Raw genomic sequence first — 20,672 nt, forward strand, 5'->3', positions numbered from 1 at the left:
CCGAGTCACTCGAGCCGGGCGCGGTGCTCGCGCGGGCTGACTCCGTGGTGCCGGCGGTAGGCGGCGGCGAAGGCCGCGGGCGTGCTGTAGCCGCAGGCGGCGGCGATCGCCGCGACCGGAGCGTCCGAGCGGCCCAGCAGTGCGCGGCCGTGCTCCATCCGCAGCGCCGTCAGGCGGCGCATCGGCGTGGACCCCGTGGCGGCGGAGAACCGGCGCAGGAAGTGGAACGGGCTGAGGTGCACCAGGGCTGCGAGCTCGTCCAGGGTCACGGGATCCGCGAGCCGGGCCGCGAGGTGGTCGGCGACGAGGGCGAGCTGGACGGGGGAGAGGCCGGGCTCGGCCCGACGCGCGACCGGCTCGGGGAGCGAGAGCAGGTGCGCCACCAGCGAGAGGGCCGCCGTCTCCCCGAGCAGGGCGGGAGCGCCGACGCGCGCGGACCGGTCGATCGCGAGCATCGAGGCGTGGACGTAGTCGTCGCCGAGCGCGAGGACGTCGAGCCGCGCGGCCGGCGTGCCGGGGAACGCCTCGAGGACGCTCGCCACCAGAGTCGGTCCGACGGCGACGTGCAGGGACGCGAACCGCTCCGTGCTCCTGCTGCTCCAGGAGGCCCGGATCTCCCGGCCGGGGGGCGTCGCGGACGTGCGGCCCGGGGCCGCCTGCCCGGTCGCCCAGCGGCCGTGGGGTCGGGCGCTCTCGATCACGTAGGAGCCCGCCGTCACCAGCACGAGGCGGAGCTCGTCGCTCGGCGGCGCGTCGATCTCGTGGTCGTGCGGATCCACGACCTCCTGCACGCGGACCGAGCCCGCGCTGTCGGGACCGGTCACCGCCCGCCCCCGAACGCCGCCGCCGAGACCTCCGACCAGGACCGCCAGGTCCGCAGCCTCTCCTCGTAGACGGCCTCGATCATCGGGAGGACCGAGCCGAGCACCAGGCGGGCGGGCGGGTCCGCCGCATCGACGAGGCGGAGGATCGCCGGGACCGTCGCGACCGGATCGCCGACCGAGAACTCGGGTCCGTGCTCGCGCACGCCCGCGTACTCCTCCCGCTCGGCGCTCCGCCGCGACCCGCGCGAGAGCCAGTCGGTGGCGTAGGGGCCCGGCTCGACGCAGGTGACGCGGACGCCGAGCGCTTCCACCTCCTGGCGCAGCGACTCGCTCAGTCCCTCCAGCGCCCACTTCGACGCGTGGTACGCGCCGATCCCGGGGAAGGCGCACCCCGCCCTCGCTGGTGACCTGCAGCAGGCGGCCCCGGGAGCGCCGCAGCGCCGGGAGCGCGGCCTGGGTCACCCAGAGCGCCCCGAAGAAGTTCGTCTCCATCTGCTCGCGGATCTCCCGCTCGGTCAGCTCCTCGACCATGCCGAAGTGGCCGTAGCCGGCGTTGTTGACGACGATGTCGATCCCGCCGAAGCGCTGCTCCGCCGTCGCGACGGCGTCGAGCACACCGTCGCGGTCGGTCACGTCGAGCTCGAGCGGGAGCAGCTGCTCCGGGAAGCGGGCGGCCGTCTCGGCGAGCCGACCCGTGTCGCGGGCCGTGGCCGCGACCCGGTCGCCGCGCTCGAGCGCCGCCTCCGCCCAGAGCCGACCGAAGCCGCTCGTCGTGCCGGTGATGAGCCAGGTCCTCGTCGTCGTCATGCAGGCGAGTCTTCTCGGACCGCGCCCCTTCCGGTAGCGAATGCTGATCACGTCCGGCATTCCTCATCGGACTGACCGGCGCATACTGGCCCCATGCCCCTCGACGTGCACCCGCAGCTGCTCCGAGCCCTGGCGGCGGTGCTGCGCACGGGATCCTTCACCGGCGCCTCCGAGGAGACGGGCTTTACGCAGTCCGCCGTCTCGAAGCAGATCGCGGCGCTGGAGGAGGCGGCCGGAGTGCCGCTGTTCCAGCGCGGCCCGCGGGGAGTCGTCCCGACGGCCGCGGCTCTCGGCCTCGCCCGTCACGGCGCGGCCGTGCTCGACCACCTCGACGCCGCCGCCCGGGAGGTCGCGGCCCTGGACCGGCCCCTGCTCGGACGGGTCCTCCTCGGCGGGTTCCCGACCACCGCGATGCGCCTCGCTCCGGAGACGATCGCCCGCGTGCGCGGCGACCACCCGGCGATCGAGGTCGTCCTCCTCGAGTCCTCCACGCCGGTGCAGCTGCGCCGCCTCCGCGCGGGGCGCCTCGACCTGGCCGTCGTCGCGGTCGGCACGGAGCCCGACGAGCACGACCTGACCGGGCTCGAGACCGAGATCCTGCCCTCCGGCGCCCTGCACGTCGCCGTCGCCGACCACCACCCCTGGGCGCGAGTCCGGCGCCTCTGCCTCCGCGACCTGGCCGACGCCGACTGGGTGGTCGGCCGCGGGGGGAGGGGCGAGCCGCAGTTCGGCGTCTGGCCGGACGCCGAGCGGCCACGGGTGGTGGCCGAGATCGACGCGTGGAGCAGCCGCCTCGGCTTCGTCGCGGCCGGCCTCGGGGTCACGACGGTCCCGGCTCTCGCGATCGCGGGACTGCCGCGCGGTGTGGTCGCCGTGCCCGTCGACGCCGCCCGGCGCCCTGCGCGCGCCTTCCTCGTCGCCTCCTCGGGGCCGCTCGACGAGGCCGCCGGAGTGGTCCGCTCCGCCCTGCACGAGGTCGCCGCCGAGATCGCCGCGGCGCCCGCCCGCCCGGACCGCGCGTAGCCGGCCGTCGTCGCGACCGGGCCGCCAGCAGTTCTCCCCACCCCGACTCGGGGGCCTCAGCGGCCGATACGATGGACCCCATGCCTCGGATCCGACAGTCAGATGTCGAGGAGGTCAAGGCGCGGGTGAACATCGGCGACGTGATCGGCGAGTACGTCACGCTGAAGTCGGCCGGCATCGGCTCGTTGAAGGGCCTCTGCCCCTTCCACGACGAGCGCAGCCCCAGCTTCCACGTCCGCCCGCAGGCCGGCTTCTACCACTGCTTCGGCTGCCAGGAGTCGGGCGACGTCTACAGCTTCGTCATGAAGATGGACCACAGCTCGTTCAGCGAGACCGTCGAGCGCCTCGCCGGGCGCATCGGCTTCCCGCTGCAGTACGAGGACGGCGACGGCCGCGCACCCGAGACCGGCGGGCGCGCGCGCCTCCTGGCCGCGAACGACGCCGCGGAGGAGTACTTCCGCGAGCAGCTCGCGACCCCGGGCGCCGACGTCGGCCGGCGCTTCCTCGGCGAGCGGGGCTTCGACCGCGCCGCCGCCGACCGCTTCGGCGTCGGCTTCGCGCCCGACGGCTGGGACGGGCTCACCACCGCGCTCAAGCGCCGCGGCTTCTCGGAGGAGGAGCTGACGACGGCCGGCCTGGTCAGCAGCAACAATCGCGGCGGCGTCTACGACCGCTTCCGCGGCCGCCTCGTGTGGCCGATCCGCGACGTGACCGGCCAGACCGTCGGCTTCGGCGCCCGCCGCCTCCTCGAGGAGGACAAGGGCCCCAAGTACCTCAACACCCCCGAGACGCCCGTCTACCACAAGTCCCAGGTGCTCTACGGGCTCGACCTCGCCAAGCGCGACATCTCCCGCGGGCACCGGGTGGTCGTCGTGGAGGGCTACACGGACGTCATGGCCTGCCACCTCGCCGGCGTCACCACCGCGGTCGCCACCTGCGGCACCTCCTTCGGCGTCGACCACATCAAGGTGCTGCGCCGGGTGCTGGGCGACGACAGCGGCGTCGGCGAGGTCGTCTTCACCTTCGACCCCGACGCGGCGGGCCAGAAGGCCGCGATGCGCGCGTTCCAGGAGGAGCACCGCTTCGCCGCGCAGACCTTCGTCGCCGTCGCGCCCGAGGGCCTGGACCCCTGCGACCTCCGCCTGAACCGCGGCGACGACGCCGTCCGCCGCCTCATCGACGACAAGAAGCCGATGTTCGAGTTCGTGATCCGGCAGCTGCTCGACCGCTACGACCTCGAGACGGTCGAGGGCCGGATCGCGGCCCTGCGCGCGGCCGCCCCGGTCGTCGCCGAGATCCGCGACCCGGCGCTGCGGCCCGGCTACTCCCGCGAGCTCGCCCGGATGCTCGGCCTGGACATGGCCGAGGTCAACTCCGCGGTGCGCTCCGCCGGATCCCGGCCCCGCTCCTCCGGACCCGAGGGCCGCGATCAGCAGGGCGGACGGGGCGGCGGCGAGTCGCCCACGGCCGAGGCGCCCCTCGGCGCGCGCATCGCCGACCTGCCCGTCGACGTCGTCACGCGGATCGAGCGCGAGGCGCTGATGGCGATGCTCCAGCTGCCCCAGGCGATGGGGCCGGAGCTCCTGGCCCGGGCGGCGCACGCGGCGGTCACGAACGAGACCCTCCGCGTGGTCCGCGACGCCGTGGTCGCGAACCTCGAGCGGGCGGAGGACCGCGACTGGGTCGAGCACGTCGCCGACGACGTCCCCGGCCCCTTCGCCTCGCTGGTGCGCCAGCTCGCTGTGGCGCCGATCCCCGCCGCCGACGAGGAGGGGCTCGCCCGCTACTCCCGCGACGTGGCGATCTCGCTCATCGAGCGCGACCTGCTCCGCGAGATCGCCGAGCTGCGCGGGGCGCTGCAGCGCGCGTCCGCCGATCCCGTGATGGCGCGCGCGGTGCAGGTGCGCCTGGTCGAGCTCGAGCGCGAGAAGCGGGCGCTGCGCACGGAGTGAGCGTGTTGCGGTCGTGTGAAGAAATCGGCCGCACGCCCGTGCCGGTTCGGAGAGCGCTCACAACTGTGTTACCCATGAGGAACAGCAATGCGGGCGTCCAGTGTCGTGACGCCACAGCCCACAGGAGATCTGTGTGCCGAGAGTCCGCGCGCCCGGAGCGCGCCCGCATCCCATCCTTGACAGGAAGAGGCAGACGGAGATGAATTCCGCATCCACTCGCGGCACCCGTGCACTGGCCGCCGCCGCAGGCTTCGCCGCGGTCGCGCTCGTGCTGACGGGCTGCGCCGCCGGCGGGAACGACTCGTCCGGCGGCAGCGCCGGAGGGGCCCTGACTATCGGCACCACCGACAAGATCACGACTCTCGATCCCGCGGGCTCCTACGACAACGGCTCGTTCGCCGTGATGAACCAGGTGTTCCCGTTCCTGATGAACACCCCCTACGGCAGCCCGGACGTCGAGCCCGACATCGCCGAGTCGGCGGAGTTCACCGCGCCCACGGAGTACACCGTGAAGCTGAAGGAGGGACTGAAGTGGGCCAACGGCCACGACCTCACCTCCTCCGACGTGAAGTTCTCCTTCGACCGCCAGGTCGGCATCGCGGCCGAGAACGGCCCGTCCTCGCTCCTGGCGAACCTCGACAGCGTCGCGGCTCCGGACGACACGACCGTGGTCTTCACGCTCAAGTCCGAGAACGACCAGACCTTCCCGCAGATCCTCTCGAGCCCCGCCGGCCCGATCGTGGACGAGGAGGTCTTCTCGGCCGACGAGCTGACGGCGGACGCCGACATCGTCTCGGGCGACGCCTTCGCCGGGCAGTACACGATCGCGAACTACGACGTGAACAACCTCATCCAGTACAAGGCGTACCCGGACTACCAGGGCGTGCTGGGCGAGGCGAAGACGGACACCGTCAACGTCAAGTACTACGCGGACTCGTCCAACCTCAAGCTGGACATCCAGGAGGGGAACATCGACGTCGCGTTCCGCAGCCTCTCGGCGACGGACATCGACGACCTCCGCGGCAACGACACGGTCAAGGTCGTGGACGGACCCGGCGGCGAGATCCGCTACATCGTCTTCAACTTCGACACGCAGCCCTTCGGCGCGACCACCGGTGAGGCCGACAGCGCGAAGGCCCTCGCCGTGCGCCAGGCCGTCGCCGACCTGATCGACCGCGACGAGATCGCCGACCAGGTCTACAAGGGCACCTACACACCCCTCTACTCCTACGTCCCCGCGGGCCTGACCGGCGCGGTCGAGCCGCTCAAGTCGCTCTACGGCGACGGCAACGGCGCGCCCGACGCGGACAAGGCGAAGGCGACCCTCGAGGCCGCCGGCGTCACCTCTCCGGTCACCCTGAACCTGCAGTACTCGAACGACCACTACGGTCCGTCCTCGGGCGACGAGTACGCGCTGATCAAGGACCAGCTGGAGTCGACCGGCCTCTTCACCGTGAACCTGCAGACCACGGAGTGGGTGCAGTACTCGAAGGACCGCTCGAGCGACGTCTACCCGGCGTACCAGCTCGGCTGGTTCCCCGACTACTCCGACGCCGACAACTACCTCTCGCCGTTCTTCATCAAGGAGAACTTCCTCGCGAACCACTTCGACGACGCCGAGGTGCAGAGCCTGATCGCGCAGCAGGTCTCGACCACCGACGCCGACGCGCGCACCGCGCTGATCGAGCAGATCCAGGAGAAGGTCGCGGCACAGCTCTCGACCGTCCCCTACCTGCAGGGCTCGCAGGTGGCGGTCGTCGGCAGCACGGTGAGCGGAGCCGAGGACACCCTCGACGCCTCGTTCAAGTTCCGCTACGCGGCACTCAGCAAGGGCTGATCCACCCCCTCGCGGCCGGCGCCTCCCCGACAGGAGGCGCCGGCCGTTCTCCACGAAAGGCATCACGTGACGACAGCCACGACGGCTGCGGCGACGGCGCCCACCCGGCGACCGCGCGGCTCCGGGGGCGGACTCGGGCGCTACCTGCTCGTCCGCTTCCTGCTCATCATCCCCACCGTCTTCATCCTCGTGACGCTGGTGTTCCTCCTCATGCGCTCCACGGGCGACCCGATCACAGCGGCCCTCGGCGGCCGCCTGACCGCCGACCAGCTCGCCGAGCGCGTGGCCGCCGCCGGCTACGACCGGCCGCTGATCGTGCAGTACCTCGAGTACCTCGGCAAGCTGCTGACCGGCGACTTCGGCACCACCCTGAGCGACAACCGCCCCGTCACCGAGGTGCTCCTCACCTACGGTGCCGCGACGGTCGAGCTCGCCTTCTACGCCCTGATCGTGGCGTTCCTGGTCGGCATCCCGCTCGGGATGCTCGCCGCCTACCACCGCGACCGCACGCCCGACGCGGTGCTGCGCATCTTCGCCATCCTCTGCTACGCGACCCCGGTGTTCTTCGCGGGCCTGCTGCTGAAGCTGGTGTTCTCCGTCTGGCTGAAGTGGTTCCCCGTCGCCGGGCGCGCCTCGACGAGCACCGAGCTCTCGCTCCAGTTCCTCGAGAACAAGACCGGCATCTACCTCATCGACGCGATCCAGACCGGCGACCCGGCCGCGATCTCGGACGTGCTCTCGCACGCGGTGCTCCCCGCCGTCGCGCTGGGCCTGCTGACCGCGGGCATCTTCCTGCGCCTGGTGCGGACCAACGTGATCGGCACGCTCGGCACCGACTACGTCGACGCGGCGCGCTCGCGCGGAGTGAGCGAGTTCCGGCTCGTCCGCACGCACGCCTACCGGCCGGCGCTCATCCCGATCATCACCGTGATCGGACTGCAGATCGCCCTGCTGCTCGGCGGCGCCGTCCTCACCGAGACCACCTTCGAGTGGAAGGGCCTCGGCTTCCAGCTCGCCGAGTACCTCCAGGCCCGCGACTTCGTGGCCGTGCAGGGCATCGTCGCCCTGCTCGCCGTCATCGTGGCGCTGACCAACTTCATCGTCGACGTCATCGCGGCGCTCATCGACCCGCGAGTGAGGTACTGAGCATGAGCATCACCTCCCCGGCGCGCCCGCGCCGCCGCCTCGTCGACCGCCTGCCGGTCGTCCACCAGCTCCGGCAGAGCGTCGGCCTCCAGCGGGGGATGCTCGTCACCGGCCTGATCATCACCGGCGCGTTCCTGCTGGTGGCCCTGTTCGCGCCCCTCATCGCGCCCTACGGCTACTCGCAGCTGCGCTCGGGCGGCGAGTCGTTCGGAGCGCAGGAGCCGCCGAGCGCGGAGCACCTGCTCGGCACCACCGTCGGCGGCTACGACGTCCTCTCGCGCGTGATCTGGGGAGCGCAGACCGCGTTCCTCGTGATCGTCGTCGCCGTGGTCCTGTCGATCTTCCTCGGCGTCTTCCTCGGCCTCGTCTCCGGCTACCTCGGCGGCTGGCTCGACCGCGTGCTCGTCGTGATCTGCGACGCGATCTACGCGTTCCCGACCCTGCTGCTGGCGATCGTGATGTCGATCGTCATCTCCGGCGGGCAGTCGAACCTCTGGGCCGGCATCTTCGCCGCGGCGGTCTCGATCACCGTCGTCTACATCCCGCAGTACTTCCGCGTGATCCGGGCCGAGACCGTGCGGATCAAGGGCGACGCCTTCGTCGAGTCGGCGAAGGTGATCGGAGCGTCGACGCCGCGGATCATGTTCCGCCACGTCCTGCGCAACGCGACGCGCACGCTGCCGCTGATCTTCACGCTCAACTCCTCCGAGGCGATCCTGACCCTCGCGGGCCTGGGCTTCCTCGGCTTCGGCATCGAGCCGACGTCGGCCGCCGAGTGGGGCTACGACCTCAACAAGGCGCTGTCGGACGTCACGAGCGGCATCTGGTGGACCTCGGTCTTCCCGGGTCTCGCGATCGTGCTCGTGGTGCTGGGCATCACCCTCGTGGGCGAGAGCCTGAACGACCTCGCCGACCCGCGCCTGCGCGGTCGGCGCGCGGTGGCCGCCGGTGCCGGCGACGTCGCCGCGACGTCCGTCGTGCCGGGCGGCGTTCTCGCCGCCGACGGCCTGGAGACGCCGGGGCACGACCCCGTCGCCGGAGTGGAGGGGACGCGATGAGCGACCAGCGCATCGTCCGGGACGCCTCAGCGCGTCCGATCGTGGACATCACCGACCTCGAGGTCGCCTTCGCGAGCGACCGCGGAGCCGTCCGCGCCGTCGCCGGGGTGAGCCTGCGCGTGGAGCGCGGCGAGGTCCTGGCGATCGTCGGCGAGTCCGGCAGCGGCAAGACCGTGACCGCGAAGACCATCCTCGGCCTCCTGCCCGAGACGGCCACCGCCTCCGGAGTGGTCCTGCTCTCGAAGAAGGACGGCAGCGCGGCGACCGACGTCGTCTCCGTGCCCAAGGCGCGCCTCCGGGAGCTGCGCGGCACCGACGTCGCCATGGTCTTCCAGGAGCCGGGCACCGCCCTCAACCCGGTCTTCACGGTCGGCTGGCAGATCGCGGAGGGGCTGCGCGCCCACGGCTCCGTCTCGAAGAAGGAGGCGCGGCGGCGCGCGATCGACGTCCTGCGCACCGTCGGCATCCCGGAGCCGGAGAAGCGGGTCGACTACTACCCGCACCAGTTCTCGGGCGGCCAGAAGCAGCGCGTCGTCATCGCGATGGCCCTGGTCCTGGACCCCGGTCTGATCGTCGCGGACGAGCCGACCACGGCCCTCGACGTGACCGTGCAGGCCGAGATCCTCGACCTGCTCCGCCGGTGCCGCGACGAGTTCGGCACCTCGATCGTGCTGATCACCCACAACATGGGCGTCGTCGCCGACCTGGCCGACCGCGTCGCCGTGATGTACCAGGGCGAGCTGGTCGAGGAGGCGACGGTCTCCGAGCTGTTCTCGGCGCCGAAGGCCGAGTACACCAGGAAGCTCCTCGCCGCCGTCCCGCACGTGGGCCAGGGCGTCGAGCGCGCCCGCGTCCGTGCCGTCGAGCGCGCCGAGGCCCCCGAGGCCGAGACGCTCGTCGCCGCCGAGGGCCTGCGGATCCAGTACCCCGGCCGGCTCGGCCGCCCCGGCTTCGTCGCGGTCGACGGCGTCTCGCTGCGCATCCGCGCGGGCGAGGTGCTCGGCCTCGTCGGCGAGAGCGGCTCGGGCAAGACGACCATCGGGCGCGCGATCGCGGGCCTGACGCCGGTGACCGGCGGGTCGCTGAAGGTCCTCGGCAAGGAGATGCGCGGCATCCGCGAGCGCGCCTTCCGGCCGGTCCGCGGCGACATCGGCTTCGTGTTCCAGGACCCGGCGTCGAGCTTCAACCCCCTGCTCACCATCGCCGAGTGCGTGGCCGAGCCGCTGATCGTGCACGGGCGGGCCGGCGACGCCGCCGGGGCGCGCTCGCGCGTCGACGAGCTCCTGGAGGCGGTGCAGCTGCCCCGCTCCTACGGCGACCGCTACCCGCACGAGCTCTCCGGCGGCCAGCGCCAGCGCGCCAGCCTCGCCCGGGCCCTCGCCCTGGAGCCGAAGCTGTTGATCGCCGACGAGCCGACCTCGGCGCTCGACGTGTCGGTGCAGGCCCGCGTACTCGAGCTCTTCGCCGAGCTGCAGCGCGAGTTCCGCTTCGCCTCGCTGTTCATCAGCCACGACCTCGCCGTGGTCGACCTGCTCGCCGACCGCATCGCGGTGCTCTACCGCGGCGAGCTGGTCGAGGAGGGGACGGGAGCCGAGGTGCTCGCCGCGCCGAAGCACCCCTACACGCAGCGACTGCTCGCCTCCCTGCCCGTGCCCGACCCGGTCGAGCAGGCCTCGCGGCGCGAGCTCCTGCGCAGCATCGTCGAGGCGGAGCGCCGGGCGTGAGCCGGACCGCCGGGGATCCGGCCCCCATCGTCGTCGACGACCTCAGCGTCGAGTACCCCCCGCGCGGCATCAGCCGCCGGTGGACGGCGCTGCGGGGAGTGAGCCTCCGGGTGGAGCCGGGGGAGGTGCTCGGGATCCTCGGCGGCAGCGGCTCGGGCAAGTCCACGCTCGCGCGCGTGCTCGGCGGCGACGGCCTCGGGCACGACGGCGGCCGCACGCGCCCCGTGATCATCGGAGGGGACGCGACGGTCGCGGGGCACCGCCTCCGCTCCCTCCCCGCCCGCGAGCTCAAGCGCTTCACCGTCGACGTCGCGCATCTCGCGCAGGACGCCGGCGCGACCCTCCGCCCCGAGCTGACCGTCTCGGAGCTGATCGCCGAGCCGATCTTCCTCCGCGACCGCCACTACGACCCGAAGGCCGCGGCGGTGCGGGTGGCGACGCTGCTCGACTCCGTGCACCTGCCGCTGTTCCTGCTGGACCGCTACCCCTACGAGCTCTCCAGCGGCCAGCGCCAGCGCGTGGCCGTGGCCCGCTCGCTCGTGCTCGGCCCGAAGGTGCTGATCGCCGACGAGCCGACCTCGGGCATCGACGCGACGGTGCGCGAGTCGATCGTCGACCTCCTCGCCGATCTGCGGCGCCGGGAGGGCTTCGCGGCCGTCGTGGTCAGTCACGACATCGACGTGCTGAGCCGGGCGACCGACCGGATCGCGGTGCTCGTCGGCGGCGAGGTCGTCGCCTACGGTCCGCTGCTGGACGTGCTGATCGAGGCCCGGCACCCCTACGTGCGCGAGCTCGGAGCGGCCTTCGCCGAGTACGAGCGCTTCGACGCCTCCCGGGCGCAGCGCGTCGAGGCGGCCGACCAGTGACCGTCCCGCGCGTCGCGGTGCTCCCGCGGCCGAAGCCGGTGTTCGCCGAGGCGGTCGAGTCGGGCGGGGGAGTGGTCGTCGGACTCGACGAGAGCCCGGACGCGCTGCTCTGGCTGTCCTACGGCCGCACCGACGAGCTGGCCGCGGTGCTGGAGGAGCACCCGACGATCCGCTGGGTGCAGCTGCCCTGGGCCGGCGTCGACGTCTTCGCGCCCGTGCTCGCCGCGTCCCGCGCGGACGTGGTCTGGACCAGCGCCAAGGGCGCCGACGCGGAGCCGGTGGCCGAGCACGCGCTCGCGCTGGTGCTCGCCCTCCTGCGCTCGCTGCCGGAGCGGGCGCGCGCCGAGTCGTGGGGGCCGAAGAAGGCGGTCACGCTGCACCGCGCCTCCGTGGTGATCGTCGGAGCGGGAGGGATCGCTCGCGAGCTCCTGCGGCTGCTCGCCGTCTTCGACTGCCGGGTGACGATCGTCCGCCGCGGAGACGAGCCGGTGGAGGGCGCCGCCCGCACCCTGCCGGCGTCGCGGCTCGCCGAGGCCGCGGCGGACGCCGACGTGCTGGTCCTGGCCGCCGCCGCCACCGCGGGCACGGAGCGGATGATCGACGCGGGTCTGCTCGCGCGGCTCCCCGCCCGCGCCGTGCTCGTCAACGTCGCCCGGGGGAGCCTCATCGACACGGACGCGCTCGTCGCCGCCCTCGCCGAGGGCCGTCTCGCGGGTGCCGCGCTCGACGTGACGGACCCCGAGCCGCTGCCCGACGGGCATCCGCTGTGGAGCGAGCCCCGGTGCCTGATCACGCCCCACAGCGCGGACACCCCCGAGATCACCGCGCCGCTCCTGGCCGAGCGCGTGCGCGCCAACGTGGCCGCCTGTGCCGCCGGCGAGCCGTTCGTCGGCCGTGTCGACCCGGGCTCCGGCTACTGAGTGCGCGCCCGATTTTGCGTTCGCGGAGAGTTTGCTAAAGTAATACCGCGCTGATCGCCTCCGGGTGGTCGGATGATCCTCGATAGCTCAATTGGCAGAGCAATCGGCTGTTAACCGGTAGGTTCTTGGTTCGAGTCCAAGTCGGGGAGCGAAGGGTCCGGGACTCCACTCTCGGGCCCTTTTTTCGTGCCCGCGAGCGGTCGCCCTCGAAGGCCCATGCGCTCGGACCGACGATCGGAGGCGCGATGCGAGACGACGTGCTCGCCCTTCTGCGCCGTCGTCCCGACGTCGAGGCGCCGGATCTCGTCGCCGTCGACGCCAGCGACCGCCTGCTGCTCGACCTCGCCGCCGACCGCGGCCGCATCGCCGTGATCGGGGACGCCTACGGGGCGCTGAGCATCGGCCTCGCCGCCGAAGGCCGTGCCGTGCGCGTCGTGCAGGACTCGATCACCGCCGAGCGGGCTCTCGCTCGCAACCTCGAGGCGGTGCGCGCCGCGGGCGTCGAGACCGCGCCGGTCGAGATCGTCGACTCCGTCGCGGAGGCCGTCCGCGACGCCGACACGGTGCTGCTGCGCCTGCCTCGCTCGCTCGACGCCCTGGCCGCCGTCGCCGCCGAGACCGCCCTCGCGGATCCGGCGGCGACCCTGATCGGCGCCGGCCGGATCAAGCACATGACCCGCACGATGAACGACGTGCTCGCCGCGCGCTACGAGCGGATCGACGTCTCCCTCGCCCGTCAGAAGTCGCGCGCCCTGCTCGCGAGCAGCGCCCTCCCCGACCAGCCGCCCGTGCCCGGGCCCGAGCGGCGCCGTCTGGTCGAGCTCGACCTCGAGGTCGTCGCGCTGCCGGGAGCCTTCGCCGGGGCGCGCCTGGACCTCGGCACCCGCGCCCTGCTCGCCGCCCTCGACCTCGACTCCCTCCCCGCGGGCACCGCCCTCGACCTGGGCTGCGGAACCGGCGTGCTCGCCGCCGTCGTGGCCCGGGCCCGCCCCGACCTCGCCGTGACCGCGACGGACACCTCGCGTGCCGCGGTCGAGTCCGCCCGGGCGACCTCGGCGGCCAACGAGCTGCCCGTCCGCGTCCTCCGCGACGACAACGCCTCGACGCTGGAGCCGTCCTCGGTCGACGTCGTGCTCTGCAATCCGCCGTTCCACTCCGACGGAGCCGTCACCGACCTCGTCGCCCGGCGCATGCTCCGTGCGGCCGGCCGCGTGCTGCGCCCCGGAGGCGTGCTGTGGACGGTCTTCAACTCCCACCTCGCGCACCCGGCCGAGCTGCGCCGGGCGGTCGGGCCGACCTCGGTGGTGGCCCGCGACCGCCGCTTCACCGTCACCCGCTCCGTGCGCTCCGACGGCTGAGTCCGGCTCCGCAACCCCCTCCGCGGCCTCAGGTCCGCTGTCCGGGGCGCGGGTACGATCTCTCTCCGGCGCCCCTGTGCCGAACCCGTCCCGTCCCCCCGGAGGCCGTCGTGCTCGAAGTCGTCCTCGTCCTCGCCCTGATCGCCCTGGTCGCGGTCGTCGTGCTGTGGCGCCGCGCCGTCGGCGCCGAGCGCCGTGCCGCCGAGAGCCGTGCGGAGGAGGCGGCGCGCGTCGTCCGCCTCGAGCTGGCGGTCGGCGAGCAGGAGGCGAGGCTCCGCATCGTCGGCGAGCTCGAGCAGCTCGCGGTCCGCAGCGCCGCGCACGTCGTCGAGGAGGCCGAGAGCGTCCGGCTCACGATCGACCGCGACCCCGCCGCAGCCGCGCGGTCGGCGCAGCGTGCCGTGCGGGCGGCCGAGGCCTCGCTGGCGCAGCTGCGCCGCATCGCGACCGTCGCCTCCGTCGATCCGGGGGAGCTGCCGCGCACCGGCGGATCCGCCCCTCTGATCGAGGGTGCCCGCGAGCGCGGCCTGAGCGTCCGCGAGGAGTCGTTCGGCGAGCCGTTCCCGCTGCAGGACGGCGCCGAGGTGGCCGTGCTCCGGGTGCTCGAGTACGCCTTCGACTCGGCGCTGGAGACCGGCGGCGCGGGGACCGAGGTCCGCATCAGCTCCCGGTGGACGACCACGGGCCTGCGGGTGGAGGTCGACGACGACCGCGAGCAGCACGGCGCGGCGGAGCAGGACGCCAGCGCTCTCGAGGCGGACCTGCGCTCGCTCACCGAGCGCATCGACAGCCCCGCGCTCGCCGAGCTGCGCGAGCGCGCCGCCCTCTTCGGCGGCGACGTGACCGAGAAGCGGACGCCCGGCGTCGGCCGGAGCGTCACCGCCTCGTTCCCCGCGATCCGCCATCACAACGGCGTGCACGGGGTCGACCTGTCAGGGTTCCCCGGCTAGTCCGACAGGGCCCGCTCCGCGGAACGCACCTCCTCGGGAAGCCGATCGCGAGCAGTGAGGCCGCCCGCCCGCCGCCCGGGTCCCCAGGAGTTGTCGCACTCGCGCTCGAGTGCGACGACTCCTGCGTTCTCGCGGCCCGAGTCAGTCCTCGAGGTGCTCCACGCCGGGCAGCCACGAGACGCCGGGTCCGCCCCAGCCGCGCTTGCGGGTGATCTTCGCGACCGGCTTGTGGTAGTGGTGCTCGAGGCGGTCGATGTAGAGCACGCCGTCGAGGTGGTCGAACTCGTGCTGGAACACTCGGGCGAACCAGCCGTCCGCGACGATCTCGAACGGCTCCTGCTCGAGGTCGACCGCGCGGAGGATCGCGCGCTCGGAGCGGCGGAGCGGGAAGCGCTCGCCGGGGAAGGACAGGCACCCCTCCGACTCCGTGTCCTCGTCCGCCTCGCCGAGCGGGGTCGGCGTGACGTACAGCTCGGGGTTGATCGCGACGCCGCGGCGGGGGGTGCCGTCGTCGTCGGCGTAGTCGTAGACGAACAGGCGCAGCGGGACGCCGACCTGCGGGCCGGCGAGGCCGACTCCGGGGGCGGTGTCCATCGTCTCGAACATGTCGGCGACGAGGGTGCGCAGCGCGTCGTCGAACTCGACGACGGGGGCGGCGGGGGAGTGCAGGACGGGGTCGCCGGCGATGCGGATGGGGAGGACGGCCATGGGGGACAGGGTACCGCGGGGCCGCCGACCGGGTCCGCGAGGATCATCCGCTGGGCTCAGACCCTCACCCGTGCGTCGGAGGACTCCCGGAGGCGTTCTGGGTAGGGTCGACCCCATGCCCGCCGATCTCGCCGAACTCCTCAACGACCCGGCGAAGTTCATCGGCATCCCGATCGCCCTCGTGGGCGCGGTGTTCCTCTCCCTCGGCGCGCAGTTCCAGCACCGCGGAGTGGCGAAGGTGGAGCGGTTCTCGAAGCGCTCCGGCTCGTCGGGGCTCAGCGGCGGCCAGCTGGTCGCCCTGCTCTCGCGCCCCTCGTGGGTGATCGGCACCCTCCTCCTGGGTCTCGCGATCGTCTTCCAGCTGACCAGCCTCGGCTTCTCCCCGCTCATCGTGGTGCAGCCGCTCGGAGCGGTGGCGCTCGTGATCACCGCGGTCGTGAACGCACGGGTCAGCAGGGTGCGCCTGAACGCCGCGTCGATCCGGGCGATCGTCCTCTGCGTCGGGGGCGTCGGCACGTTCGTCCTCGTCGCGGCCTTCAACGCGGTGGACAAATCGATCCAGACGCCCGAGCTCATCACGATCCTCGTGATCCTCGCCGTGGTGCTCACGGTCTTCGTCATCGCCTTCCGCGTCTTCCGCCGCGGAGCGAAGGCGATCTTCTACATCGTGGGCGCCGGAGTGGTCTACGGCTTCGTCGCGACGCTCGCGAAGGTCGTGCTCAACCGCATCAAGTACGGCGAGTTCGACCCGCTGACGGTGGTCTGCATCGTCGCGCTCCTGGCCGCCACGGCGCTCGGCGGGTACTTCGTGCAGAACGCGTACTCCTCCGGCCCGCCGGACCTCGTCGTCGCGGGCCTCACCGTCATCGACCCGCTGGTCGCCGTCGCGATCGGCATCGTCGTGCTCGGGGAGGCGCAGTACGCGGCACCGTGGGCGATCCCGCTCTTCATCGCGGCCGGTGCCGTCGCCATCTACGGCGTCTTCCTCCTCGCCAAGCACCACCCGCAGGCGCGCTGACGGCGCGGGATCCCGGGTGGTGAGGACTCCTCTGCCTACAATGGGTCCGCGCCGAGAGCCACGAAACCGACCGACCTCCGCCGATCGCTCCCTTCTCTCCCCGAGCGGCACGACACCGATAGGACCTCCCGTGTCAGATCCCCGCGACGCGTCCCGACCGGGATCGCCCGACTCCCGACCGCTGACGGTCGTGATCGGCTGCGACACCTTCGCCCCCGACGTGAACGGAGCCGCGAAGTTCGCCGAGCGCCTCGCCGCCGGTCTCGCGCAGCGCGGCCACGAGGTGCACGTCGTCGCCCCCTCGGCCGACGGCTGGAGCGGCACCCGGGTCGAGACGCACGAGGGCCAGCGGATCATCGTGCACCGCCTCTACAGCTGGCGCTGGTACCCGCACGACTGGCTGCGCTTCGCGATGCCGTGGCGGATCCGGCAGAACAGCGCGCGCATCCTCGACGAGGTGAAGCCCGACGTCGTGCACTTCCAGTCGCACATCATCGTCGGCCGCGGCCTCGGGATCGAGGCGGCCAAGCGCGGCATCCGCATCGTCGGCACGAACCACTTCATGCCCGAGAACATGCTCGAGTTCACCCTCCTGCCGAAGGCCGTGCAGGCCAAGGCCGTGGCGATGGCGTGGCGGGCCGCGCGCCGCACCTTCGGCCGGGCCGAGGCGGTCACCACGCCGACCCGCAAGGCCGCGCAGTTCCTCGAGAAGTACACGGGCCTCCGAGGCGTCCACTCGATCTCCTGCGGCATCGACGCCGACAACTACACGCCCGACTTCGAGGCGCGCGCCGGCAACTCGATCCTCTTCGTCGGCCGGGTGACCGGCGAGAAGCACATCGACGTCCTGCTCCGCGCGGTCGCCCTGCTCGACCCGGCGCTCGACGCGAAGCTCGAGATCGTCGGCGGCGGCGACCAGATGCGCAACCTCCAGCAGCTCGCCACGACCCTCGGCATCGCCGACCGTGTCCGCTTCACCGGCTACGTCTCGGACGCCGATCTCAAGGAGGCGTACACCCGCGCCACCGTGTTCGCCATGCCGTCCATCGCCGAGCTGCAGAGCATCGCGACGATGGAGGCGATGGCCTCGGCCCTCCCCGTCGTCGCCGCCGACGCGATGGCCCTCCCGCACCTCGTGCACGACGGCGAGAACGGCTACCTCTTCGCTCCGGGCAGCGCCGAGGCCCTCGCCGAGCGCCTCACCGCCGTGCTCACGGCCGACCGGGAGGACTTCGAGGCGATGAAGCGCGCCTCCCTCCGCATCGTCGCCGCGCACGACATCAACCGCACGATCAGCACCTTCGAGACCCTGTATCGTGGTGAGCCGGTGGCCGTTCCGGCCTCCGACGCAGCGTCCGCACCCGCCGCCACCTGACGGCCGCTCGGACGGCCGCCGCGGGGCGTTAGCTCAGCCGGTCAGAGCAGCGGACTCATAATCCGTCGGTCACGGGTTCAAGTCCCGTACGCCCTACTCCGCTCCACCCGCAATGGTCCCTTCCCTCCAGTGCCGGGTCGGGCATCGAGCTGATGCCGGTCCCGTCGGAGCGCGCGGGTCGTCCCGCGATGGCCCCGTCGTGCCGACGGGCCGTGCCTCAGGACGGCGCCGACGCGGTCCTCGCCGGTACGCCGACCGCGGACGAGTCGGAGGCGACGTCGCGGACGACGACGGCGCCGGCTCCGATCCGCACACGGTCGCCGACGGTCACGTCCCCGACGATCGTCGCGCGGGCGCCGATGTAGACGTCGTCGCCGATGACGGGGGTCCGGCCCTTCGACTCGCCGATGGTGACGCCGTGGTAGATGAACGCGTTCCTCCCGATGACCGTGCGCGGGTGCAGGATCACGCCGCGGCCCCAGTGGGGGAGACGCAGGCCGGGCCCGACCTGAGCGGTCGGCGGCAGCTCGGCTCCGACGATCATGCGGGTCCAGACGAGGTGGAGGGGGAGTCTGGTCCTCCGAGAGCTCGAGTACTGCCCGAGTCGGAGGACGAGGACGGTGAGCCGGTCGGAGGCGTGGCCCTTGGCGGCCAGGTCCGCGCGGACGACGGCTCGGAGTTCGGCGAGATCCATGCTCCCAGTCTGGGTGGGAGCCTCGCGGGCGGGGCCGGGCCGTCGGAGATCGTCCGAGGCGTGGCGAGCATTCGCGAGCGGACGACGCGGTGGCGCGATGCGCTAGCACGTCCCGACGCGCCGCGCCCGTACTGGCCGCTCCCCGCTCGACGTGATTGCCTGATCCTGTGCCTGACCTTCCGATGTTCCCGCTCGGCTCCGTGCTCCTGCCGCACATGCCGCTCCCGCTCCGGCTGTTCGAGCCGCGGTACCTGCGGATGCTCGGCGACGTCCTCGAGGACGAGACCCTCGCGTTCGGCGTCGTGCTCATCGAGCGCGGCCAGGAGGTGGGCGGCGGCGACCAGCGGTTCGCGGTCGGTGCCCGCGCGCGCATCCTGAACATCGACGGGGCGGAGTCGTTCGTCACGCTCGACTCGGTCGGCGAGGAGCGCTTCGAGGTCGTCCGCTGGTACGAGGACGACCCGTACCCGCGCGCCGAGGTCCGGCTCCTGCCCGATCTGGAGTGGGACGAGAAGCACGCCCCCGCGCTGGCCGCGGCGGAATCGGCGGTCCGCACGGCACTGGCGGTCGCGAGCGAGTTCGTCGAGCAGCGCTACGGCGCGGTCGTCGAGCTCGCCGAGGATCCGGCCGCGCACGCCTGGCAGCTCGCCGGCGTCGCACCGGTCACCGAGCTCGACCGGCTCGCGTTCCTCCGCAGCTCCACCATGGAGGAGCTGCTGGAGTCGGTCCGGGAGCGCTCCGCCGAGGCGACCGAGTCGTTCCGCGCCGGCTGGGCCTGAGCCCTGCACCGCGTGCCGCCGTCCTGCGACCGGCCCGTCAGTCCTCGAGGCTGACGCCGCGCTCCTCCGCCAGCGTGACCAGGTCGTCGACGACCACGAGCGCCATCCGCACCGAGCGGTCGCGGCGGTACTCCTCGTCGTCCGGGTCGATCCGCGAGGTGCGGTCGAGGGTCTCCTCGATCGACTGCGCGAGTTCGCGCCACGCGTCCTGACGGGCGTCGTCGACGAGCCTCGCGAGGTACTCCTCGTCCTGTGCCCGCCTGTGGAGGGAGTCGGCGACGAGGAGCGAGAGCCGCTCGCGGTGGTCGAGGTTGTCGACGTCGGCCGAGCGGTAGTCGTGCACGTGGTCGGAGCGGCCGCCCACCGAGGTCACGTCGGCGGCGATGCCGCGGAGGCGCTCAGCGGCCGCCTCGGACTCGCGCGCCAGCTTCTCGAGCTCCTCCGCGGCGACCACGGAGTAGCGGCCCGAGTCGAAGGGGACGTCGGCGCCGAGGCCGTCCATCAGCACCCGGTTCTTCACGGCCATCCGGCTCGCGTACTGCGCGAGCATCAGGCCCTCCTCGGCGGCCTCCTCGACGGAGGCGGGCTCGCGCGACGGGTTCTCATCGGGGTCGTACGGCTCCATCTTGAACCTGCGTCGACGCCGGAACCACACGTGCGTCACCTACATCCCGGAGCAAGCGCCCCGCCCGCCGGAGCACCTCTTCGAGAGTACCCGGCGGGCGGGCGCCGTGGTCGGCGGCTCAGGCCTCGCGCCAGTCGTCCTGCCGGAGGTGGGAGCCGGCCTGCGGCCCCATCTGCAGCATCCCGCCGTCGACGACGTACGAGGATCCGGTGATGTAGGAGGCGGCGGGAGAGGCCAGGAAGGCGACCACCGCCGCGATCTCGCGGGCGTCGCCGGGGCGGCCGAGAGGGATGCCGGGGCGGTCGATCGTGAAGGGGTCCACGTCCTCGGCGTCGTTCATCGGCGTGGCGATCTCTCCGGGGGCGACGGCGTTGACAGTGATGCCGAGGGAGCCGAGCTCGAGCGCGGCGACCTTCAGCAGCCCGCCCAGCCCGTGCTTGGCAGCGGTGTAGGCGACGGAGCCGACCCGCGGCTGGTGCTCGTGGACACTGGTGACCGCGATGATCCTGCCGCCCGTGCCCTGGGCCGCCATGCGCCGCGCGGCGCGCTGGAGGCAGACGAAAGCACCGTCGAGGTTGAGGGCGACGGTCGAGCGCCAGCTGTCGAGGCTCTGCTCGAGGAAGGGCTCGCCCCCACCCCCGCCCGCATTGCTGACGGCGACGTCGAGCCCGCCCAGTCGATCCGCGAGGTCGTCGATCACATCGCCCGCGCCCTCCAGATCCGTCGTGTCGAGGCGCGCGATCTCGGCGCGCCGGCCGAGGGAGCGCACCTCCTCCGCTGTGCCCTGCGCGCCCTCCTCGTCGCTTTGCCAGGTGATGCCGACGTCCATTCCCGCCTCGGCCAGTGCCACCGCGGTCGCCCGGCCGATGCCGGAGTCCGAGGCGGTCACCAGTGCACGGGTGGGCCGGAAGTCCCGAGGTCCCTGAGTCATGTCGTCTCCTGTCTCGATCGAGCCGCCGATCCGGCGGACACGGATCGATCCCATCAGCGGCTCCGGAGCGCTCGGGA

At 72.9% G+C, this 20,672-nt stretch carries 18 protein-coding genes, 2 tRNA genes and 1 pseudogene; 15 read left to right on the top strand and 6 right to left on the bottom strand.

The window, feature by feature from the left end:
* Positions 1 to 5: 5 nt before the first annotated feature.
* Positions 6 to 824, bottom strand: coding sequence for a helix-turn-helix domain-containing protein (locus C5D44_RS09280; protein ID WP_104281476.1), 819 nt, complete (start codon positions 822 to 824; stop codon positions 6 to 8).
* Positions 821 to 1,691 (bottom strand): annotated as a pseudogene (locus C5D44_RS18710) (SDR family NAD(P)-dependent oxidoreductase). Before C5D44_RS18710 ends, C5D44_RS09280 begins: the two are co-directional and overlap by 4 nt.
* A gap of 33 nt (positions 1,692 to 1,724) precedes the next feature.
* Between C5D44_RS18710 and C5D44_RS09290 the strand changes: the two are divergent.
* From C5D44_RS09290 to C5D44_RS09340, 11 genes are all read left to right on the top strand, one after another.
* Positions 1,725 to 2,654, top strand: coding sequence for a LysR family transcriptional regulator (locus tag C5D44_RS09290; protein ID WP_104281477.1), 930 nt, complete (start codon positions 1,725 to 1,727; stop codon positions 2,652 to 2,654).
* Between the two features lie 80 nt (positions 2,655 to 2,734).
* Positions 2,735 to 4,606 carry a DNA primase gene (gene dnaG / locus C5D44_RS09295; protein ID WP_104281478.1) on the top strand — a complete coding sequence of 624 codons (1,872 nt, stop codon included), beginning with the start codon at positions 2,735 to 2,737 and terminating at the stop codon, positions 4,604 to 4,606.
* A 199-nt stretch (positions 4,607 to 4,805) separates the two neighbouring features.
* On the top strand, positions 4,806 to 6,443 hold the full coding sequence (locus tag C5D44_RS09300; protein WP_104276807.1) for an ABC transporter substrate-binding protein: 1,638 nt from the start codon (positions 4,806 to 4,808) through the stop codon (positions 6,441 to 6,443).
* Between the two features lie 66 nt (positions 6,444 to 6,509).
* Positions 6,510 to 7,589 carry an ABC transporter permease gene (locus tag C5D44_RS09305; RefSeq protein WP_104223444.1) on the top strand — a complete coding sequence of 360 codons (1,080 nt, stop codon included), beginning with the start codon at positions 6,510 to 6,512 and terminating at the stop codon, positions 7,587 to 7,589.
* Positions 7,590 to 7,591: 2 nt separating this feature from the next.
* Entirely contained in the window at positions 7,592 to 8,647 is a 1,056-nt protein-coding gene (locus C5D44_RS09310; RefSeq protein WP_104281479.1) for an ABC transporter permease, read from the top strand.
* Positions 8,644 to 10,371: an ABC transporter ATP-binding protein gene (locus C5D44_RS09315; protein ID WP_104281480.1), complete on the top strand. Its 1,728-nt coding sequence runs from the start codon at positions 8,644 to 8,646 to the stop codon at positions 10,369 to 10,371. The genes C5D44_RS09310 and C5D44_RS09315 overlap by 4 nt, the downstream gene beginning before the upstream one ends.
* Entirely contained in the window at positions 10,368 to 11,237 is an 870-nt protein-coding gene (locus C5D44_RS09320) for an ATP-binding cassette domain-containing protein (protein WP_104276805.1), read from the top strand. Before C5D44_RS09315 ends, C5D44_RS09320 begins: the two co-directional genes overlap by 4 nt.
* On the top strand, positions 11,234 to 12,157 hold the full coding sequence (locus tag C5D44_RS09325) for an NAD(P)-dependent oxidoreductase (RefSeq protein WP_258067933.1): 924 nt from the start codon (positions 11,234 to 11,236) through the stop codon (positions 12,155 to 12,157). The genes C5D44_RS09320 and C5D44_RS09325 overlap by 4 nt, the downstream gene beginning before the upstream one ends.
* 76 nt (positions 12,158 to 12,233) lie before the next feature.
* A tRNA-Asn gene (locus C5D44_RS09330) sits at positions 12,234 to 12,306 on the top strand.
* 96 nt (positions 12,307 to 12,402) lie between these two features.
* Positions 12,403 to 13,515: a class I SAM-dependent methyltransferase gene (locus tag C5D44_RS09335; protein WP_104281481.1), complete on the top strand. Its 1,113-nt coding sequence runs from the start codon at positions 12,403 to 12,405 to the stop codon at positions 13,513 to 13,515.
* A gap of 110 nt (positions 13,516 to 13,625) precedes the next feature.
* Entirely contained in the window at positions 13,626 to 14,465 is an 840-nt protein-coding gene (locus C5D44_RS09340) for a hypothetical protein (protein WP_104281482.1), read from the top strand.
* A gap of 141 nt (positions 14,466 to 14,606) precedes the next feature.
* Here the strand turns inward: C5D44_RS09340 and def are convergent, their stop codons facing one another.
* Positions 14,607 to 15,173: a peptide deformylase gene (def, locus tag C5D44_RS09345; RefSeq protein WP_104281483.1), complete on the bottom strand. Its 567-nt coding sequence runs from the start codon at positions 15,171 to 15,173 to the stop codon at positions 14,607 to 14,609.
* A 115-nt stretch (positions 15,174 to 15,288) separates the two neighbouring features.
* Here def and C5D44_RS09350 point away from each other — a divergent pair, with 115 nt between their 5' ends.
* The 3 genes from C5D44_RS09350 (at position 15,289) to C5D44_RS09360 (ending at position 17,662) form a co-directional block, all read left to right on the top strand.
* Positions 15,289 to 16,191 (top strand): DMT family transporter, encoded by a 903-nt coding sequence (locus tag C5D44_RS09350; RefSeq protein WP_104223451.1) that lies wholly within the window; start codon positions 15,289 to 15,291, stop codon positions 16,189 to 16,191.
* Positions 16,192 to 16,321: 130 nt separating this feature from the next.
* Complete coding sequence (locus tag C5D44_RS09355) at positions 16,322 to 17,566, top strand: glycosyltransferase (RefSeq protein ID WP_258067934.1); 1,245 nt, start codon at positions 16,322 to 16,324, stop codon at positions 17,564 to 17,566.
* 22 nt (positions 17,567 to 17,588) lie between these two features.
* A tRNA-Ile gene (locus C5D44_RS09360) sits at positions 17,589 to 17,662 on the top strand.
* Between the two features lie 121 nt (positions 17,663 to 17,783).
* On the opposite strand, the gene C5D44_RS09365 is transcribed toward C5D44_RS09360, so the two are convergent.
* On the bottom strand, positions 17,784 to 18,260 hold the full coding sequence (locus C5D44_RS09365; RefSeq protein ID WP_104281485.1) for a serine acetyltransferase: 477 nt from the start codon (positions 18,258 to 18,260) through the stop codon (positions 17,784 to 17,786).
* Between the two features lie 167 nt (positions 18,261 to 18,427).
* On the opposite strand from C5D44_RS09365, the gene C5D44_RS09370 reads away from it, so the two are divergent.
* A complete protein-coding gene (locus C5D44_RS09370; RefSeq protein ID WP_244229436.1) occupies positions 18,428 to 19,039 on the top strand; it encodes an LON peptidase substrate-binding domain-containing protein in 612 nt (203 codons plus the stop codon).
* 37 nt (positions 19,040 to 19,076) lie between these two features.
* Here the strand turns inward: C5D44_RS09370 and C5D44_RS09375 are convergent, their stop codons facing one another.
* Positions 19,077 to 19,664: a hypothetical protein gene (locus tag C5D44_RS09375; RefSeq protein WP_104276799.1), complete on the bottom strand. Its 588-nt coding sequence runs from the start codon at positions 19,662 to 19,664 to the stop codon at positions 19,077 to 19,079.
* A 118-nt stretch (positions 19,665 to 19,782) separates the two neighbouring features.
* A complete protein-coding gene (locus C5D44_RS09380) occupies positions 19,783 to 20,595 on the bottom strand; it encodes an SDR family oxidoreductase (protein ID WP_104281515.1) in 813 nt (270 codons plus the stop codon).
* Between the last annotated feature and the right edge of the window lie 77 nt (positions 20,596 to 20,672).

This window comes from Rathayibacter sp. AY1B5, assembly GCF_002932795.1.
GTDB lineage: Bacteria > Actinomycetota > Actinomycetes > Actinomycetales > Microbacteriaceae > Rathayibacter.

Excerpts from the sequence above, each read along its gene's own strand:
- C5D44_RS09380 (WP_104281515.1), bottom strand. The coding sequence starts at position 20,595 with ATGACTCAGGGACCTCGGGACTTCCGGCCCACCCGTGCACTGGTGACC.
- C5D44_RS09300 (WP_104276807.1), top strand. The coding sequence starts at position 4,806 with ATGAATTCCGCATCCACTCGCGGCACCCGTGCACTGGCCGCCGCCGCA.
- dnaG (WP_104281478.1), top strand. The coding sequence starts at position 2,735 with ATGCCTCGGATCCGACAGTCAGATGTCGAGGAGGTCAAGGCGCGGGTG.
- C5D44_RS09315 (WP_104281480.1), top strand. The coding sequence starts at position 8,644 with ATGAGCGACCAGCGCATCGTCCGGGACGCCTCAGCGCGTCCGATCGTG.
- C5D44_RS09310 (WP_104281479.1), top strand. The coding sequence starts at position 7,592 with ATGAGCATCACCTCCCCGGCGCGCCCGCGCCGCCGCCTCGTCGACCGC.
- C5D44_RS09350 (WP_104223451.1), top strand. The coding sequence starts at position 15,289 with ATGCCCGCCGATCTCGCCGAACTCCTCAACGACCCGGCGAAGTTCATC.
- C5D44_RS09365 (WP_104281485.1), bottom strand. The coding sequence starts at position 18,260 with ATGGATCTCGCCGAACTCCGAGCCGTCGTCCGCGCGGACCTGGCCGCC.
- C5D44_RS09375 (WP_104276799.1), bottom strand. The coding sequence starts at position 19,664 with ATGGAGCCGTACGACCCCGATGAGAACCCGTCGCGCGAGCCCGCCTCC.
- def (WP_104281483.1), bottom strand. The coding sequence starts at position 15,173 with ATGGCCGTCCTCCCCATCCGCATCGCCGGCGACCCCGTCCTGCACTCC.
- C5D44_RS09335 (WP_104281481.1), top strand. The coding sequence starts at position 12,403 with ATGCGAGACGACGTGCTCGCCCTTCTGCGCCGTCGTCCCGACGTCGAG.
- C5D44_RS09290 (WP_104281477.1), top strand. The coding sequence starts at position 1,725 with ATGCCCCTCGACGTGCACCCGCAGCTGCTCCGAGCCCTGGCGGCGGTG.